General features: G+C 69.0%; 19 protein-coding genes and 1 riboswitch. Of the genes, 7 read left to right on the forward strand and 12 right to left on the reverse strand.

The features are described from left to right. The 3 genes from ACRWK7_RS26755 to ACRWK7_RS26765 form a co-directional block, all read right to left on the reverse strand. Positions 1-361 (reverse strand): flagellin (locus ACRWK7_RS26755; protein ID WP_431859492.1); only part of this gene is annotated, 361 nt, incomplete at its 3' end. A 670-nt stretch (positions 362-1,031) separates the two neighbouring features. Continuing rightward, positions 1,032-1,922 carry a LysR family transcriptional regulator gene (locus ACRWK7_RS26760; RefSeq protein ID WP_431859494.1) on the reverse strand — a complete coding sequence of 297 codons (891 nt, stop codon included), beginning with the start codon at positions 1,920-1,922 and terminating at the stop codon, positions 1,032-1,034. A gap of 184 nt (positions 1,923-2,106) precedes the next feature. Next, positions 2,107-2,883: an enoyl-CoA hydratase/isomerase family protein gene (locus ACRWK7_RS26765; RefSeq protein ID WP_431859495.1), complete on the reverse strand. Its 777-nt coding sequence runs from the start codon at positions 2,881-2,883 to the stop codon at positions 2,107-2,109. A 138-nt stretch (positions 2,884-3,021) separates the two neighbouring features. On the opposite strand from ACRWK7_RS26765, the gene ACRWK7_RS26770 reads away from it, so the two are divergent. From ACRWK7_RS26770 to ACRWK7_RS26780, 3 genes are all read left to right on the forward strand, one after another. After that, positions 3,022-4,695: a peptide ABC transporter substrate-binding protein gene (locus tag ACRWK7_RS26770; RefSeq protein WP_431859497.1), complete on the forward strand. Its 1,674-nt coding sequence runs from the start codon at positions 3,022-3,024 to the stop codon at positions 4,693-4,695. 4 nt (positions 4,696-4,699) lie between these two features. After that, a complete protein-coding gene (locus tag ACRWK7_RS26775) occupies positions 4,700-5,665 on the forward strand; it encodes an ABC transporter permease (protein WP_431859499.1) in 966 nt (321 codons plus the stop codon). A 115-nt stretch (positions 5,666-5,780) separates the two neighbouring features. Next, a complete protein-coding gene (locus tag ACRWK7_RS26780; RefSeq protein ID WP_431859501.1) occupies positions 5,781-6,671 on the forward strand; it encodes an ABC transporter permease in 891 nt (296 codons plus the stop codon). 107 nt (positions 6,672-6,778) lie between these two features. On the opposite strand, the gene ACRWK7_RS26785 is transcribed toward ACRWK7_RS26780, so the two are convergent. The 5 genes from ACRWK7_RS26785 to leuC form a co-directional block, all read right to left on the reverse strand. Then, on the reverse strand, positions 6,779-7,951 hold the full coding sequence (locus tag ACRWK7_RS26785; RefSeq protein WP_431859502.1) for a M20 aminoacylase family protein: 1,173 nt from the start codon (positions 7,949-7,951) through the stop codon (positions 6,779-6,781). Between the two features lie 12 nt (positions 7,952-7,963). Continuing rightward, positions 7,964-8,578 carry a glutathione S-transferase family protein gene (locus ACRWK7_RS26790; RefSeq protein WP_431859504.1) on the reverse strand — a complete coding sequence of 205 codons (615 nt, stop codon included), beginning with the start codon at positions 8,576-8,578 and terminating at the stop codon, positions 7,964-7,966. A gap of 96 nt (positions 8,579-8,674) precedes the next feature. Then, positions 8,675-8,965 (reverse strand): type II toxin-antitoxin system RelE/ParE family toxin, encoded by a 291-nt coding sequence (locus ACRWK7_RS26795; protein WP_431859506.1) that lies wholly within the window; start codon positions 8,963-8,965, stop codon positions 8,675-8,677. Then, on the reverse strand, positions 8,965-9,222 hold the full coding sequence (locus ACRWK7_RS26800; RefSeq protein WP_431859508.1) for a hypothetical protein: 258 nt from the start codon (positions 9,220-9,222) through the stop codon (positions 8,965-8,967). The genes ACRWK7_RS26795 and ACRWK7_RS26800 overlap by 1 nt, the downstream gene beginning before the upstream one ends. A gap of 106 nt (positions 9,223-9,328) precedes the next feature. Continuing rightward, complete coding sequence (leuC, locus tag ACRWK7_RS26805) at positions 9,329-10,735, reverse strand: 3-isopropylmalate dehydratase large subunit (RefSeq protein WP_431859510.1); 1,407 nt, start codon at positions 10,733-10,735, stop codon at positions 9,329-9,331. A gap of 145 nt (positions 10,736-10,880) precedes the next feature. On the opposite strand from leuC, the gene ACRWK7_RS26810 reads away from it, so the two are divergent. From ACRWK7_RS26810 to ACRWK7_RS26820, 3 genes are all read left to right on the forward strand, one after another. Further along, a complete protein-coding gene (locus ACRWK7_RS26810) occupies positions 10,881-11,060 on the forward strand; it encodes a hypothetical protein (RefSeq protein WP_431859512.1) in 180 nt (59 codons plus the stop codon). Positions 11,061-11,237: 177 nt separating this feature from the next. Then, positions 11,238-11,642, forward strand: a complete 405-nt coding sequence (locus ACRWK7_RS26815; RefSeq protein WP_431859514.1) for a hypothetical protein — start codon at positions 11,238-11,240, stop codon at positions 11,640-11,642. 62 nt (positions 11,643-11,704) lie between these two features. Continuing rightward, entirely contained in the window at positions 11,705-12,607 is a 903-nt protein-coding gene (locus ACRWK7_RS26820) for a DMT family transporter (protein WP_431859516.1), read from the forward strand. 166 nt (positions 12,608-12,773) lie between these two features. Here the strand turns inward: ACRWK7_RS26820 and thiC are convergent, their stop codons facing one another. Next, on the reverse strand, positions 12,774-14,570 hold the full coding sequence (gene thiC, locus ACRWK7_RS26825) for a phosphomethylpyrimidine synthase ThiC (protein WP_431859518.1): 1,797 nt from the start codon (positions 14,568-14,570) through the stop codon (positions 12,774-12,776). A gap of 73 nt (positions 14,571-14,643) precedes the next feature. Beyond that, positions 14,644-14,776: riboswitch (TPP riboswitch) on the reverse strand. A gap of 103 nt (positions 14,777-14,879) precedes the next feature. Between thiC and ACRWK7_RS26830 the strand changes: the two genes are divergently transcribed. Next, positions 14,880-15,251, forward strand: coding sequence for a BON domain-containing protein (locus ACRWK7_RS26830; RefSeq protein ID WP_431859520.1), 372 nt, complete (start codon positions 14,880-14,882; stop codon positions 15,249-15,251). Between the two features lie 279 nt (positions 15,252-15,530). On the opposite strand, the gene rplS is transcribed toward ACRWK7_RS26830, so the two are convergent. The 3 genes from rplS to rimM are packed head-to-tail and all read right to left on the reverse strand — an operon-like array spanning position 15,531 to position 17,303. After that, positions 15,531-15,926, reverse strand: coding sequence for a 50S ribosomal protein L19 (rplS, locus tag ACRWK7_RS26835; protein ID WP_431859522.1), 396 nt, complete (start codon positions 15,924-15,926; stop codon positions 15,531-15,533). Between the two features lie 40 nt (positions 15,927-15,966). Then, entirely contained in the window at positions 15,967-16,764 is a 798-nt protein-coding gene (trmD, locus tag ACRWK7_RS26840) for a tRNA (guanosine(37)-N1)-methyltransferase TrmD (RefSeq protein ID WP_431859524.1), read from the reverse strand. Further along, complete coding sequence (gene rimM / locus ACRWK7_RS26845; RefSeq protein ID WP_431859526.1) at positions 16,761-17,303, reverse strand: ribosome maturation factor RimM; 543 nt, start codon at positions 17,301-17,303, stop codon at positions 16,761-16,763. The genes trmD and rimM overlap by 4 nt, the downstream gene beginning before the upstream one ends. Between the last annotated feature and the right edge of the window lie 66 nt (positions 17,304-17,369).

Genomic DNA, 17,369 nt, shown 5'->3' on the forward strand with positions numbered 1-17,369 from the left:
CCTTCAGCGCGGTGAAGTCGTTGTTGTACTTCGTGCGCATGTCGGTGTTGAGGTTCTGGTCGGCCAGCTTGGTCAGCGTCTCGCGGGCACGCATCAGACCATCGGACACGTTGGTCGCCGCGTTGCTGAAGACCGTGGTGGCGCCCTTGGCCACGTTGAGCTGGCTGTTGACGGCGTTGAGCACGCCCTTTTCCGACCGCAGCGACTGGGCGACCGCGAAGGCCGCGCCGTCGTCCACCGCATCGGCCACCTTGTAGCCGGTGGTGACGCGCTTCTGAACCTTGTTCAGCTGGCCGATGGTGTTGTTGAGGCTCTGCAGAGCGACGACAGCGCTCTGGTTGGTGTTGACGGAGTTAACCATTTTGCCGCTCCTTCAGGTCAGCGAAATTTTCTCGCTGAACACAAAAAAGGATAACTCCACTCCCTTAGCACATGCAATTGTTTGCTCGCCGGCTCGGCCGCACGCCTGGGCGCAGCGCCGTCGCCATCCCCTCCCCCACCCCTCGTGCAGGCAAAAAATTTGCCGCTAAGTCAATGACTTAGCGGCGAAGTTGAACAGGGAGGCTTCACGTCTGGGAGACGCCGGGCCAAGGCCCGGCCCCGGGTTCGACCCCAGGATGAAACGCCGGATGCTGCGTCGCAACACCCAACGCCCCAAATTTGAGCATTTCGCGCGGCCTGCGCTATTTACAATTCATTAATGCTACCATGCGCCATCCGCATGGCTTGCAAGGGGCTGGAATCCTTATCGGAATCCGGCTTCCAATCGGGGTTCCACCAAAGAAGCATGCGGTTTTCACGTGGCTGCCGGGCTGGCGTCGCCGAGCGCCGATTCGCCTCGAAACCCGAGTCGAATCACACGCTTTTGGTTAAAATGCAATCTTTCTCGCCGGCCCGATCGGCTGCAAGCCGCACCAATTAAGGATGCATAAACTTTTATGAAATTGCGCGGAGTGCCGCCCGAAGGGGCGCACGCCCGCGCACCTCCCCCGTTTCACGGGAGAGGGCCGGGCGCGGGCGTCGGCGGGCGTTCAGAAGTGGCTCTCGGCGACCTTGCGCACGAGGAAGTCGCGGAACACGGCGATGCGCTTGGAATGGCGCAGTTCCTCCGCGTAGACGAAGTAGGCGTCGACCTTGGGGCCGGTGACGTCGGGCAGCACCCGCACGAAGTCGCGGGCGTTCTCCACCAGGAAATCGGGCAGCGCGGCGATGCCCAGCCCGCTCTCCACCGCGCGGTAGATGGCGTAGACGCTGTTGACCTGCAGCGCCGGGCGGCGCGAGCGCGCCGCGCCCTCGGCCACGTCGAGGATCCAGTTGACGTTCGGCACCGGGGCGCGGGCGTCCGGCGGGTAGGTGATGATGTCGTGCTCCGCCAGCTCGGCCGCGGTCTTCGGCAGCCCGCGCTTCTTGATGTAGCTCTGGTGCGCGTAGATGTGGAAGCGGATCGACATCAGGTGCCGCTGGATCAGGTCCGGCTGGCGCGGGGTGTTCATGCGGATGGCGATGTCCGCCTCGCGCATGGCGAGGTCCAGCTCGGTGTCGTCGATCAGCAGCGTCAGCTGGATGTCCGGGTAGATCGTCAGGAATTCCTGGATGCGCGGCGTCAGCCAGGTCGACCCGAAGGCCACCGTGGTCGTCACCTTGAGCGGGCCCTTGGGGGTCTCCTTGCTCTCGGTGAGCATCGCCTCGGTCATCGACAGCTTGGCGAACACGTCGCGGGCGGTGCGGTGCAGCAGCTCGCCCTGTTCGGTGAGGATCAACCCGCGCGCGTGGCGGTGGAACAGCGGCACGCCGAGGCTTTCTTCCAACGCGCTGATCTGCCGGCTGACCGCCGACTGACTCAGGTTGAGAGATTCGCCGGCGTGCGTAAAGCTCCCTGCTTCGGCCACGGCATGGAACACCCGAAGCTTGTCCCAGTCCATCATCCTGTCCTGTTCGGCATTGGCGGAGAACCGGCCCCCGCTCTTCTTTTGATTGGTTCGGCGCATAGTACGCCGACTTCGGTTATACCGTTAACGCGGCAAGAACGCACGTCCAACCGACGGAGATCGGCGTAAAAGCTGTGCAATACTTCGTGGAAAGCCATAAAGCCGACAGACTTGCCGATTATCGGCCGCCGAACACCGGCTTGCGCTTCTCCAGGAAGGCGCGGTAGCCCTCGCGGTAATCCTCGGTGCCGAAGCATTCGTAGCATTCGGCCAGTTCCGCGTCGGACAGCGGCGCCGGGTCGGCGGCGCGGCCGACGAACGCCTTGTGCCAGCGCGCCGCCAGCGGGGCGCCGTCGGCGATGCGCCGGGCCGTCGCCGCCACCTCGGCGTCGAGGCCGCCGTCCGCCACCACGCGGTTGACCAGCCGCATCTCGCGCGCCAGCTCCGCGCCGAACACCCGGCCCTCCAGCAGGATCTCCATCGCGAAGGGCCGGCCGACCACGTCGAACAGCAGCTTCAGTTCCGGCAGCGCCATGGAGATGCCGAGCCGGCTGACCGGCACGCCGAAGCGGCTGGATTCGGTGCAGACCCGCAGGTCGCAGGCCAGCGCCACCGCCAGCCCGATTCCCGTGCACGGCCCGTCGATGGCGGCCAGCGTCGGGGTCGGGCAGTCGCGGATCTGGAACATCACCGCGTCCATCAGCTCACCGTAGGCCATCGCCTGTTCCGGGCTGCCGCGCTCGCTCTCGAACTCCGAGATGTCGGCGCCGGGGCTGAAGGCCTTGCCCGCGCCGCGCAGCACGATGACGCGCACCGCCCCGTCGGCGGACAGGCCCGTCATGGCGTCGCGCAAGGCCAGCCATTGCGGCTTGTCGAACGCGTTCAGCTTGCCGGGGTTGTTGAGCAGCACGGTGGCGACGACGCCGTCGCGCTCCACGGTCACGGTGCCGGCCATGCGGTGGGTCTCCTGGACGAAAGGACGAAGGGGCGGCGATGGTCGGCCGCACCGCAACATCGGTCAAGCGCTTTACCGCAACCGTGGCCGCCCCCATAGTTCAGAGGGGTCCAACCAGCGGGCCAACCAGGGGAAACGATGCGACACCGTCTTGCCGCCCTCGCGCTCGCCGCCCACCTCATCCTCCTCCTCGCCGCCGCCCCGGCCTTCGCCGCGCGCGACACGCTGACCATCGGCCTCAGTCAGTTTCCGGCCAACTGGCACCCTTCCATCGAGCCGATGTCGGCCAAGCACTTCATCCTCGACGCCACGCGCCGGCCCTTCACCGTCTACGACGCCGACTGGAAGCTGACCTGCCTGCTGTGCACCGCGCTGCCCAGCGTCGAGGCCGGCACCGCGGCGCTGGAGACCCGGGCGGACGGCCGCCAGGGCTACGCCGTCACCTACACCATCCACCCGGACGCCAAATGGGGCGACGGCACGCCGATCACCACGAAGGACGTGCTGTTCACCTGGGAGGTCGGCAAGCACCCGCAGAGCGGCTTCACCAACGCCGACCTGTTCAGCCGCGACATCGTCGGCATCGACGCCAGGGACGACAGGACCTTCACCATCCACCGCGAAAAGCCGCTGTGCACCTACGCGGAGATCAACGACTTCGCCGTGCTGCCGGCGCACCTGGAGAAGGCGGTGTTCGACTCCGACCCGGCCGCCTACCGCCAGCGCTCCCGGTACGAGACCGACACCACCAACCCCGGCCTGTGGTACGGCCCCTACAAGATCACCGCGGTGGAGAGCGGCGCGCACGTGGTGCTGGAGCCGAACCCCACCTGGTGGGGGCCGAAGCCGCCGTTCAGGCGCATCGTCGTCAAGGCCATCGAGAACACCGCGGCGCTGGAGGCCAACCTGCTCTCCGGCGGGCTCGACATGATCCCCGGCGAGGCCGGCCTGCCGTTCGAGCAGGCGCTGGCCTTCGAGAAGAAGCATGGCGGCAAGTACACCGTGATCTTCAAGCCCGGCCTGGTGTTCGAGCACATCGACCTCAACCTCGACAATCCCGTCCTGGCCGATGCGCGGGTGCGCCGGGCGCTGCTGCTGGCGGTGGACCGCGGCGCGATCTCCAGGCAGCTGTTCGAGAACCGGCAGCCGGTAGCACACAATCAGGTCAACCCGCTCGACCGCGTCCATGTCGAGGATTTCCGCCACTACCCCTACGACCCCAAGGAGGCGGCGAAGCTGCTGGACGAGGCCGGCTGGGGCGAGAAGCGCGGCGGCATCCGCGTGAACGCCAAGGGGGAGAAGCTGTCGCTGGAGTTCATGACCACCGCCGGCAACCGTTCGCGCGAACTGCTGCAACAGGTGCTGCAGGCGCAGTGGAAGCAGGCCGGCGTCGAGGTGCGCATCGCCAACGAGCCGGCGCGCGTCTTCTTCGGCCAGACCCTGCACGAGCGCCGGCACAAGGCGATGGCGCTGTTCGCCTGGATCTCCTCGCCGGAGAACATCCCGCGCACCACCTTCCACTCGACCATGGTGCCGACGGCGGCCAACAACTGGGCGGGGCAGAACTACATGGGGTTCAGGAACCCCGAGATGGACAAGGTGCTCGACGACCTGGAGACGGTGTGCGAGCCGGCGGCCAACAAGCGGCTGTGGACGCGGCTCCAGCAGATCTACGCCGACGAGCTGCCGTCGCTGCCGCTGTTCTTCCGCGCCGACCCGCACATCCTGCCGAAGTGGATCGACGGCATCGTGCCCACCGGGCACGAGGCCTCGACCATGCTGTGGATCGAGACCTGGAAGGTGAAGGAGTGAGGGGGTGACCCGCTTCCTCGCCTCCCGCCTGCTCCAGGCGCTGTTCGTCCTCCTCCTGATGAGCATGCTCGTCACCGTGCTGATCGCCCTGATGCCGGGCGACCCGGTGGACCTGATGCTCGCCGGCAACCCCAGGGCGACCGCCGCGGATGCGGCGCGGCTGAAGGCGCTGTACGGGCTCGACCGGCCGCTGTGGGAGCGCTACGCCAACTGGCTGGGCGCGGCGCTGTCCGGCGACTTCGGCTATTCGCGGCTGTTCGCCCAGCCGGTGCCGGCCGTGCTGCTGCCGCGGCTGGGCAACACGCTGCTGCTGCTGGGCGCCTCGTTCGTGCTGGCCATCGCCATCGCGCTGCCGCTCGGCGTGCTGGCGGCGCGGCGCCCGTATTCCCTGCTCGACGACGCGGTGAACCTGTTCTGCTTCGCCGGCATCTCGGTGCCGCCGTTCTGGCTGGCGCTGCTGCTGATCCTGCTGTTCGCGGTGACGCTCGGCTGGCTGCCGGCCTCGGGCATGGGGCCGGTCGGCGAGGAGGGCTGGCTGGCGCGGCTGCCGCACTTCGTGCTGCCGGTGGCGACGCTGACGCTGGCCAGCGTCGGCGGCTACACCCGCTACGTGCGGGCGTCCATGCTGGTGGAGCTGCGCCAGGACTACGTCCGCACCGCCCGCGCCAAGGGACTGGCCGAGGGACAGGTGGTGTGGCGGCACACGCTGCGCAACGCGCTGATCCCCATCGTCACCATCGTGGCGCTGGAGTTCGGCACGCTGTTCTCCGGCGCCCTGGTGACCGAAACCATGTTCGCGTGGCCGGGCATGGGGAAGCTGATCTACGACTCGATCATGGGCAACGACCTCAACGTGGCGCTGGTGGCGCTGCTGCTGGCGACGGCGACGACGCTGGCCGGCAACCTGCTGGCCGACCTGGCCTACGCGGCGCTCGACCCGCGGATCACCTTCAAGGATGTGCGGTCGTGAGAGTGCGCCTTGCCCCCTCCCCATCCCTCCCCCGCTCTCGCGGTGGAGGGGGCAAAACGGCCGAGTTCCCTCTCCCGCGCAGCGGGGGAGGGTTAGGGAGGGGGCATCCCTGACCATGCGCAGCCGCTTCCTCCAGCGCTTCACCCGCCACCGCCTCGCCACCATCAGCGCGGTCGTGCTGCTGTTGCTCGCCCTCGCCGCCCTCGCCGCCCCCCTCGTCGAATCCGCAATGGGCGTCGACCAGACCGCCGTCAGCCTGCTCGACCGCTACGGCCCGCCCTCCTTCGGGCACCCGCTGGGCACCGACGAGCTGGGGCGCGACGTGCTGGTGCGGCTGCTGTACGGCGGCCGGGTGTCGCTGTTCGTCGGGCTGGCGGCGGCGCTCGCCTCCGCGGTGATCGGCACGGCGATCGGGCTGCTGGCCGGCTATTTCGGCGGGCGGGTGGACGACGCCCTCATGCGGCTGACCGATGTGCTGATCGCGCTGCCGCTGCTGCCGCTGCTGATCGTGCTGTCCGCCATCGACCCGACGCGCCTGGGCGTCCCGGAGGACTGGGTGTCCGGCGAGGACGCCAGCCTGGGCCGCATCATCGTGCTGGTGGCGCTGTTCGGCTGGACGACGGTGGCGCGGCTGGTGCGCGGGGCGACGCTGTCGGCGCGCCGGCGCGACTACGTGCGGGCGGCGGTGGCGCTGGGCGCGGGGAGCCGCCGCATCATGCTGGCGCACATCCTGCCCAACGTCGCCGCCCCCGCGGTGGTGGCGGTGACGCTGACCGTGGGCAACGTCATCCTGCTGGAGTCGGTGCTGAGCTTCCTCGGCCTCGGCATCCAGCCGCCGCTGCCGAGCTGGGGCAACATGCTGACCAACGCGCAGGAGCTGGTCTCCACCGCGCCGATGCTGGCGGTGTGGCCGGGGCTGCTGATCTTCGTGACGGTGATCGCCGTCAACCTGCTGGGCGACGGGTTGCAGGACGCGCTGGACCCGAGGAGCGGAAGCTCCCGTTGACATATTCCCTATTTATAGGCATTCTGTCCAGGAACAGGAGACGCCGCGGCGGCATGTGAACTGAACACCCCCTGCACACTGTTCCACGGCGTTCCACACTGTTCCATTCAGCTCCGCGGCAGCACCGTCTCCACCAGCGTCGCCCAATAGCTGGCGCCCACCGGCAGCATCTCGTCGTTGAAGTCGTAGTGCGGGTTGTGCAGCGTACAGCCCAGCGCGCTGCCGCCCTGCCCCAGCCAGACGTAGGCGCCCGGCTTCTCGTGCAGCATGTAGCCGAAGTCCTCCGCGCCCATGCTGGGCGGCGGGTTCCAGGTGACGTTGGCCGCGCCGACCACGCGGGCCGCCACCTCGGCGGCGATCGTCGCCTCCGCCTCGGCGTTGACGGTGGGCGGGTAGCCGGGGCGGATCTCCACCCGCGCGGTGGCGCCGAAGCCCTGCGCGACGCTGGAGGCCAGCCGGGCGAACTGCTCGTGGATGCGGGCGCGGGTCTCCGGGCGGAAGGTGCGGATCGTGCCGTGCAGCAGCGCCTCGTTCGGGATGACGTTGAAGGTGGTCCCCGCCTGCACCCAGGTCACCGACACCACCGCGGCGTCCTGCGGATCGGTGCCGCGGCTGACCAGACTCTGCGCCGCCGTGACGATGTGCGCGGCGACCAGCACCGGATCGACGCCCAGATGCGGCATGGCGGCGTGCGAGCCGCGGCCCTCCACGGTGATGGTGAACTGGTCGGCCGCCGCCATCACCGGGCCGGGGTGCACCGCCATGGTGCCCGGCGGCAGGTCGGGCCAGTTGTGCATGCCGAACACCCGCTCCATGGGGAACGTCTGGAACAGCCCCTGCTCGATCATGGCGCGGGCGCCGGCCTTGCCCTCCTCGGCCGGCTGGAAGATGAAGTGCACGGTGCCGTCGAAGTTGCGCGTCTCCGCCAGATAGCGCGCCGCGCCCAGCAGCATGGTGGTGTGCCCGTCGTGGCCGCAGGCGTGCATCTTGCCGGGCGTGGTGGAGGCGTGCGCGAAACCGTTCGCCTCGGGCATCGGCAGCGCGTCCATGTCGGCGCGCAGGCCGATGGCGCGGTCGCCCTCGCCCCGGCCCTTCAGGGTGCCGACCACGCCGGTGCCGCCCAGCCCGCGGTGCACCGCGATGCCGAACTCTTCCAGCTTCGCCGCCACGAGGTCGGCGGTGCGGTGCTCCTCGTAGGCCAGTTCCGGGTGCGCGTGGATGTCGTGCCGCCACGCGGTCATGTCGGCGTGGAACTCGGCGATGCGGTTGATGACGGGCATGGGGCCTCTTGCCTACTCCGGAACCGCCAGACCGCGCTGCACGGCGGGACGGGCGATGATGGCGTCGTGCCAGCGCTTGACGTGCGGATAGCGCTCCAGCAGCCGCCCGCCCATCGTCGCCGCCACGGCGATGAAGGTGAAGCACGAGATATCGGCGATGGAGTATTCGCCGGCAAGGTACTCCTCCTCCGCCAGCCGGTTGTCGAGCGCCTGGTAGCAGCGCAGCAGCTCGCCCTTGAACAGGTCGATGGCGTAGGGGATCTTCTCCGGCGCGCGGACCGAGAAGCGGAACATGTCCATCGCCGTGGGGCCGAGGTCGGAGATGCCCAGCATCATCCACGACAGCGCCTCGCCGCGCGCCTCGCCCTGCGGCAGCAGGCGGCCGGTGTGCTCGGCGAAATGCATGAGGATGGCGCCAGAGCCGAACAGCCGGCGCTGCACGCCGCCCGGCAACTCCTCGACGATCGCCGGCATCTTGCCGATCGGGCTGATCTTCAGGTACTCGGGCGACTTGGTCTCCCCGGCCGCGAGGTCGAGCCGGTGCACGCGGTACTTCAGCCCCAGCTCCTCCAGCAGGATCGAGGCCTTGTGCCCGTTGGGCGTCGGGGACGTGTAGAGCGTGATCATCGCGGGCGATCCTCCCTGCGCTTCTTGCGTGTCCGGGACACGGGCCGTCTGCGCCACTGTCGCGCATTTGCGCGCGCCGCGCCAGAGGGGGAGGCCTCAGCGGGACCGCGGACGGCGCGCCACGTGGCGGACGGATTCGGTGGAGACGTATGGGCCGTCAACGCCGGGGCGCATGCGATAGAGGATGAAATAGTCGTAGTGCGCCACCGGCACGCGGCGATAACCGCCGCCGCGGTTGCGGTGCCGATAGGGGTGGTGGGCGAGCGAGTCGGCCGTCCTCAGGAACGCTTCGAACACCGCGGTTGCGGCGTAATGATTCTCACTTGCGATGTGCAGGAAGATCCGTTGGGCATCGCGCATGGCTTGGGACGACCAGCGCACCGGCATCAGCGCCGCTGTATCCGCTTCTCGACGGCTTCGAAGTCCGCCGGCGTCACCGTCCCCGCAGAGATCTTCTCGGCCAGCGGCCCGAAGATGTCCACGAACTCCTCGTTGGAGAAGGTCCGACCCGCGGCGATGTCCGCCTCGGACGCGCGGATGTCCTCCAATTCCTCCGGGGTCAGGTCGGCCTCGGAGAGGTCCTCGTCCCAGAAATTCTTGGGCAGGTCGTCGGCGGGCGGCTTGGGCTGCGGTCGGCTGGACATGGCGTCCTCTCGTGCGGCGACCCCTTCAATATGGCACCGGAACCGGAAACGCGAAAGGGGGCCTCGCGGCCCCCTTCCCGTCCCGTTGCCGAAGCGCCGGAACCGCTCAGTGCAGGTCGCGCACGTCCGTCAGCTTGCCGGTGATGGCGGCGGCGGCGGCCATCGCCGGGCTGACCAGGTGGGTGCGGCCGCCGCGGCCCTGCCGGCCCTCGAAGTTGCGGTTCGAGGTGGAGGCGCTGCGCTCGCCCGGCGACAGACGGTCGGCGTTCATCGCCAGGCACATGGAGCAGCCGGGCTCGCGCCACTCGAAGCCGGCCTCGGTGAAGATCGCGTCCAGGCCCTCCTGCTCGGCCTGCTCCTTGACGAGGCCGGAGCCGGGCACCACCAGCGCGCGGATGCCCTCGGCGACCTTGCGCCCCTTGGCGACCTCGGCCGCCGCCCGCAGGTCCTCGATGCGGCCGTTGGTGCAGGAGCCGATGAAGACCGTGTCGACCTTCACGTCGGTCAGCTTCTGCCCCGGCGTCAGGCCCATGTAGGCCAGCGCGCGCTCGACCGCCGCGCGCTTGCCCGCGTCGGCGACGTCGGCCGGGTTCGGCACGGTGGCGGTGATCGGCAGCACGTCCTCGGGGCTGGTGCCCCAGGTGACCTGCGGGACGATGTCGGCGGCGTTCAGCACCACGGTGGTGTCGTAGGTCGCCCCCTCGTCGCTGGGCAGGGTCTTCCACTGCTCGACCGCCTGCTCCCAGGCGCCGGCCTTGGGGGCCAGCGGGCGGCCCTTGATGTACTCGAAGGTCTTCTCGTCCGGCGCGATCAGGCCGGCGCGGGCGCCGCCCTCGATGGCCATGTTGCAGACGGTCATGCGGCCTTCCATGGACAGGCCGCGGATCGCCTCGCCGGCGAACTCGATGACGTGGCCGGTGCCGCCGGCGGTGCCGATCTTGCCGATGATCGCCAGCACGATGTCCTTGGCGGTCACGCCCGGCGGCAGGGCGCCGTCGACGCGGACCAGCATGTTCTTGGCCGGCTTCTGCTGCAGCGTCTGGGTGGCCAGCACGTGCTCGACCTCGGACGTGCCGATGCCGAAGGCGAGGGCGCCGAAGGCGCCGTGCGTGGCGGTGTGGCTGTCGCCGCAGACGATGGTGGTGCCGGGCAGCGTGAAGCCCTGCTCGGGGCCGACGATGTGCACGATGCCCTGGCGGACGTCGTCCATCGGGAAGTAGCGCACGCCGAACTCGCGGGCGTTGGTGTCCAGCGTCTCGACCTGGATGCGGCTCTCTTCCTCGACGATGCCCTTGGAGCGGTCGGTGGTCGGCACGTTGTGGTCCGGCACCGCCATGGTCAGCTCCGGCCGGCGCACCTTGCGCCCGGCGGTGCGCAGCCCCTCGAACGCCTGCGGGCTGGTCACCTCGTGGACCAGGTGGCGGTCGATGTAGAGGATGCAGGTGCCGTCCTCCTGGCGGTGGACGACGTGGCTGTCCCAGATCTTGTCGAACAGGGTGCGCGGCTTGGACATCGTAACGGCTCTCTCTGGCAGGCGAACGGCATCGGTTTCCGGTCCGAGGGGCGCACAATAGCCATCCGGACGCCGCGGGACAAGCGGACCTTCCGCAGGGCGGAACCCTATGCTAGCGTCCCGGCGTTCCTGCGGAGCCCGCCCCGTGACCGAAGCATCCCAGACCCGCTGTCCGCGCTGCGACCTGACCTACCCCGCCGACGAGCCGGGCTGCCCGCGCTGCCGCCGCATCCGCCAGAGCAACATCCTGATCGCCACCACCATGGTGATGCTGGTGATCCTGGCGCTGGTCGGCTGGCTGGGCATGCAGGTCCTGTTCATGTGACATCCAAGGCGCCTGACAGGCGCCTTGGAGGCCAACCCGGCAGCTCAATGCAGCGCTTTCGAAACGACAGCGCGACAGGCATTGAGCGGGAGGGGCACACGGCCGGCCGTGTGAATGGGGGGTATCGGCCGGCTTTCCGTTTGACGCCGGACCGACTTGTGTGGTGCAACCCCGTCCATGACCGACACCGCCGTTCCGACCTCCGCCCGCACCTGCGGGGACTGCACCCTGTGCTGCAAGCTGATGGGCGTGCCCGAGCTGAAGAAGCCCTCGGCGCGCTGGTGCGCGTCCTGCGACCAGGGCAAGGGCTGCACCGTGTACCAGGAACGGCCGCCGTCCTGCCGGAACTTCCAGTGCTTCTGGCTGATGGACGAGGCCTTCCCCGAGGAGTTCCGCCCCGACCGCATCCACGCGCTGGCGGCGTTCAACGACGCGCCGGACAGCTGCGTCCTGCACGTGGATCCCGCCCATCCCAAGGCGACGCGCAGCCCCGAGGTGCAGGCGCTGACCGACGCGCTGCTGAAGGCCTACGCGCGCGTGTTCTTCGTGAGCGGCAAGGAAAGCGCGATGCTGACGCGCTGAGCGCGCATGCCCCCTGCGCCGCCGCGCCGGTTACCATGGCGCCGGAGGAAACGGGAGGCGGCATGACGGAACAAACGGCCACGGCGCGCCCTGCGCCGGGCACGGCGATCTACGCACAGTTGGGCGCGGTGGTGCTGTTCTGGGGCACCAACTGGCTGATCATGAAGGCGGCGCTGCCCAACATCAGCCCCTTCACCTTCAACGCGTTGCGCATGTGCGGGTCGGCGCTGCTGCTCGCCGCGCTTCTGCCGATCCTCAAGGTTCCGCTGCTGCCCAGGGCGGGCGAGCGCACGATGCTCGGCGTCATCGGCTTCCTGCAGGTCGGTGGCATGCTGGGCCTGAGCACGGCGGGGCTGCAATGGGTGCCGCCGGGACGGGCCGCGGTGCTGGTCTACACCATGCAGATCTGGGCTCTGCCGCTCGCCTTCCTGATCGCCCGCGAGCGGCCGTCGGGACAGCGCATCCTGGGAGGGCTGCTGGCCTTCGCCGGGGTGCTGGTGTTCTTCAACCCGGCGCTGCTGGACTGGAGCGACCGCCGGATGCTGCTCGGCAACGGGCTGCTGCTCGGCTCGGCGCTGTGCTGGGCGACGGCGGCCAGCCTGTACCGCCGCCGGGTGTGGCGGACACCGTTCTGGACGCAGACCTTCTGGCAGATCGCGGTCAGCGCGGTGGTCATGAGCCCGGTGGCGCTCGTCCTGGAGTTCGGACAGCCGATCACCTGGGCGCCGGCGCTGCTCGGCGCGCTGGTCTACAACTGGCTGATCGGCACGGCGCTCTGTTACTGGTGGTGGTCGAAGGCGCTGGCGGTGATGCCGGCCGCCCAGGCCGGGCAGATCGTCTGCCTGGTGCCCATCACCGCGCTGCTGGAGAGCGCGGTGATCTTCGGCGAGCCGCTGAGCGTCGGCGTGCTGCTCAGCGTCGGGCTGATCGCCGCCGGGATCGTGCTGACGGCGCGGGCGCGGTGATCCCTCGGGTTCGGCGGAAAGGGGGCAACAGGACACACGGATTTCGCGGATTGAGGCACGGATTGCACGGATTTCTCTTGTTCTTGCGACGCAAGCATAAAAGATCCGTGTAATCCGTGCTCAAATCCGTGCGATCCGTGTATCTCCTGTTGCCCTCAAGGATCGATCAATCCGCCGCCTTGTAGATCTCCCCGCCCTGCGCACGGAACGTCTCCGCCATCTCGGCCATGCCGGAGTTGGCGTAGTCCCGCACCTCCTGGGTGATCTTCATCGAGCAGAACTTCGGCCCGCACATTGAGCAGAAGTGCGCGACCTTCGCCCCCTCGGCCGGAAGGGTCTGGTCGTGGAAGCGCTCCGCCGTCTCCGGGTCCAGCGACAGGTGGAACTGGTCGCGCCAGCGGAACTCGAAGCGCGCGCGGCTCAGCGCGTCGTCACGCTCCCGCGCCGCCGGGTGGCCCTTGGCGAGGTCGGCGGCGTGCGCGGCGATCTTGTAGGTCACCACGCCCACCTTGACGTCGTCGCGGTCCGGCAGCCCCAGGTGCTCCTTCGGCGTGACGTAGCAGAGCATCGCCGTCCCGAACCAGCCGATCATCGCCGCCCCGATGCCGCTGGTGATGTGGTCGTAGCCCGGCGCGATGTCGGTGACCAGCGGCCCGAGCGTGTAGAACGGCGCCTCGCCGCACAGCTTGAGCTGCTTGTCCATGTTCTCCTTGATCTTGTGCATCGGCACGTGGCCGGGGCCTTCGATCATGGTCTGCACGTCGTGCTTCCAGGCGATCTTGGTGAGCTCGCCCAGCGTCTCCAGTTCGGCGAACTGCGCGGCGTCGTTGGCGTCGGCGATCGAGCCGGGGCGCAGGCCGTCGCCCAGCGAGAAGCTGACGTCGTACGCCTTCATGATGTCGCAGATGTCGTCGAAGTGCGTGTAGAGGAAGTTCTCCCTGTGGTGGGCTAGGCACCACTTGGCGAGGATCGAGCCGCCGCGCGACACGATGCCGGTCACCCGCTTGGCCGTCAGCGGGATGTGGGCGAGGCGCACGCCGGCGTGGATGGTGAAGTAGTCCACCCCCTGCTCGGCCTGCTCGATCAGCGTGTCGCGGAAGATCTCCCAGGTCAGGTCCTCGGCCTTGCCGTTGACCTTCTCCAGCGCCTGGTAGATCGGCACGGTGCCGATGGGCACGGGCGAATTGCGGATGATCCACTCGCGGGTGGTGTGGATGTTGCGGCCGGTGGACAGGTCCATCACCGTGTCGGCGCCCCAGCGGATCGCCCACACCATCTTCTCCACCTCCTCGCCGATCGACGACGCCACGGCGGAGTTGCCGATGTTGGCGTTGATCTTGGTGAGGAAGTTGCGGCCGATGATCATCGGCTCGGCTTCGGGGTGGTTGATGTTGGCGGGGATGATGGCCCGGCCGCGGGCGATCTCGTCGCGGACGAACTCCGGCGTGATGAATTCGGGAATGCTGGCGCCGAACGACTCGCCGTCGCGGGCCTGCTCCAGCGCGGCGGCGCGGCCGAGGTTCTCGCGGATGGCGACGTACTCCATCTCCGGCGTGACGATGCCGGCGCGGGCGTACGCCATCTGTGTCACCGCACGGCCGGGCTTGCCGCGCAACGGCCGGCGTTCCGAGCCGGGGTGGACGTCGAGGTTGGGCGCCTCGCCGGGGCGCAGCCCGTCATCCTCCGGGCGAACGGCGCGGCCGTCGTACGCCTCCACGTCGCCGCGGCCGCGGATCCAGGATTCCCTCAGGGCCGGCAGGCCCTTGCGGATGTCCACCGCCATGTCGGGGTCGGTGTAGGGGCCGGAGGCGTCGTACACCCGCACCGGCGGCTCGCCGCCGCCGACGCGGATCTCGCGCATGGCGACGCGTACACCCTGGTCGCCCGGCACGTACACCTTCTGAGAGGCGGGCAGGGGCCCGGTGGAAACGGAGAAGTTGGGGTCGGTGAGGTCTCTTGGCACGGTCGATCTCCTTCGTCGGTCGAGGAGATCCGGTCACAGGTGCGGAAGAAGGTGCGGGTGTGGTGGTGTTTCGGCGCCCGCAGCGGTTCCTTCCCTTCGCCGGTATGAGCCGGATCAGGTTCGAAGGGTCACCACGTCGCCGGAGCCCTGTCTGGGCCTTGGCCGGTGGTATCTCAGCCCCCTACGGGACCCCCCTGGAACGAGGCGCCATGCTGGGCCGCTTGCGAGCCGTTGTCAAACGGGAAAGGAACCGACCCCGCCGCCGCGCCGTTGCCTTTCCGTATGGTGGCAGCCGTGGGAGACAGACCTATGTTCGGGCACGAGGAATCGGACGACGACGCGCGCATCCGCCGCGAGGTCACCCAGCGCCTGACCGAGGACGAATACGTCGATGCGCACGATCTGGAGGTGACGGTCCACCACGCCGCGGTGACGCTGACCGGCAGCGTCGGCTCGGTGGAGCAGGGCCACCGCGCGGCCGAACTGGCGGCGAAGGTCCACGGCGTGGCGCAGGTGATCGACCGCCTGGGGCTGCGCCGCACCGCGCAGGCGGCGCAGGCGATGGGCGAGCTCGGCTCCAGCCCCGCCGACCCCGAGACGCGCACGCCCGGCGTGGTCGGCGACATGAACGAGCCGGCGACGCTGAAGGAGGCGCACACCAACTCGCTGACGCGGCGATAGGGGCGCGGCGTCAACGGGGCAACCCGGTTCACACGGATTTCACGGATTTGGGCACGGATTGCACGGATTGCCCTGCCGCGATCACCTCTCAAATCGTCCTCCCCGCGAAGGCGGGGATGACGACCAGGAAGGCGCTTGAAGTGAAAGAATGGATCAAACCAGATCCGTGAAATCCGTGCAGCCCCTGTTGTCCCCGAAACACAGGCACGATCCCAACGCCAAACGCCCGCCGCGGGTTTCCCCACGGCGGGCGCCGGATAGCTCGACAGACCGGGCGGATTACTCCGCGGCGGCGGCGGTCTTGTTCATGCCGCGGCCGGTGGTGCGCTCCGAGATGCGGGCCGACTTGCCACGGCGATCGCGCAGGTAGTACAGCTTGGCGCGGCGGACGTCGCCCTTGCGGACCAGCTCGATCGAGTCGATGCGCGGGCTGTACAGCGGGAACACGCGCTCCACGCCCTCGCCGTAGCTGATCTTGCGCACGGTGAACGAGGAGTTCACGCCGGCGTTCTTGCGGGCGATGCACACGCCCTCGTAGGCCTGGACGCGCTCGCGCGTGCCCTCGACGACCTTCACGTTCACGCGGAGCGTATCGCCCGGCGAGAATTCCGGGATGGCCTTGTCACCAAGGGCCTTCTGGATCTGCTCCTGCTCGAGCTGCTGCAACAGGTTCATGACACTACCCCTTTTCCTCGGCGCGCCTCGCGGCGGACCGTCACTCCGTCGTTCCACTCGGCCTGCGTCTGCGGGCCCGCTTCTCCGGCACCGGACGACTCGCTTCGTAGCGGGACCACAGGTCGGGCCGCCGGGCCCGTGTGATCCGCTCCGCCTCGGCGAGCCGCCAGGCGCGAACCTTCTCGTGGTGGCCGGAGAGAAGAACCTCCGGCACCGTCCGCTCCACACCCAGCCCGTCGGTCCAGACGGCGGGCCGCGTGTAGTGGGGGTATTCGAGCAACCCCCGTTCGAAACTCTCGTCGTCGGCCGTCGCCACGTTCCCCATGACGCCGGGCAGCAAGCGCACCACGGCGTCGATCAGGGCAAGCGCGGCCGGCTCGCCGCCGGACAGCACGAAATCGCCGAGGCTGACCTCCTCGACTCCGTGCGCTTCCAGCACCCGTTCATCGACCCCCTCGTATCGGCCGCAGAGCAGCGTCACGACCGGAGTCGCCGCCAGCTCCTTGACCAGGGCCTGGTCGAGGACCCGGCCGCGCGGCGACAGGTAGATCACCCGGCCACGCCCTTCCGCACCCGGCAGGCTGCAGGTCGCGGTGAACGCGGCGTCCAGGACGTCCGGCCGCATCACCATGCCCGCGCCCCCGCCGAAGGGGGCGTCGTCAACGGAGCGGTGTTTATCGCGCGCAAAATCGCGAATGTCCACTGATTCCAGCGACCACACGCCATTTTCCAGCGCCTTGCCGGCCAGGCTGTGACCCAGCGGCCCGGGGAACATCTCCGGGAACAGGGTCAGCACCTTGACGGTCCAGGCGAGCGGGCCGGCAGCGCCGTGATTCACGGCTCCGACTCCTCGTCGCCCTTGCCGTCGGGCTTGGCTTCCACCACCGCGGGCGGATCGACGACGACCCGCCCGCCCTTGACGTCCACCACCGGCACGCAGGCCTTGGTGAACGGCAACAGCTCCGTGGCGCCGGCCTCCGTGCGGATCTCCAGCACGTCGCCGCCGCCGAAATCGTAGATCGCCAGCACCGTGCCGAACGGTTCGCCCGCTGCCGTCTCGGCCCGCAGGCCAATCAGGTCGGCGTGGTAGAACTCGTCCTCGTCCTCGGTCTCCGGCAGCGCCGCGCGGTCGACGTACAGGCGTACGCCGGCCAGGTCCTGCGCCTGCTCGCGGGTGGCGATCCCCTCCACGCGGGCGAGCCACAGGTCCTTCACGGTGCCGTTCAGCGTCACCTTGAAGGTGCGCCGGCCGGTTTCGTCGGTCAGCGGGCCATACGCGGCCACGGCTTTGGGATCCCCGGTGAAGCTGCGCAGCTTCACGAGGCCCCGGACGCCGTGCGAACCGGCGAACTGGCCGATGCAGACCTTGGTGGACATGGGAGGCGTCAACAACCATCGCCCCCTCCCCACGGGTTGGGGAGGGGGCGAAAAGCCTTACTCGCC

It is taken from the genome of Azospirillum sp. (assembly GCF_050789165.1).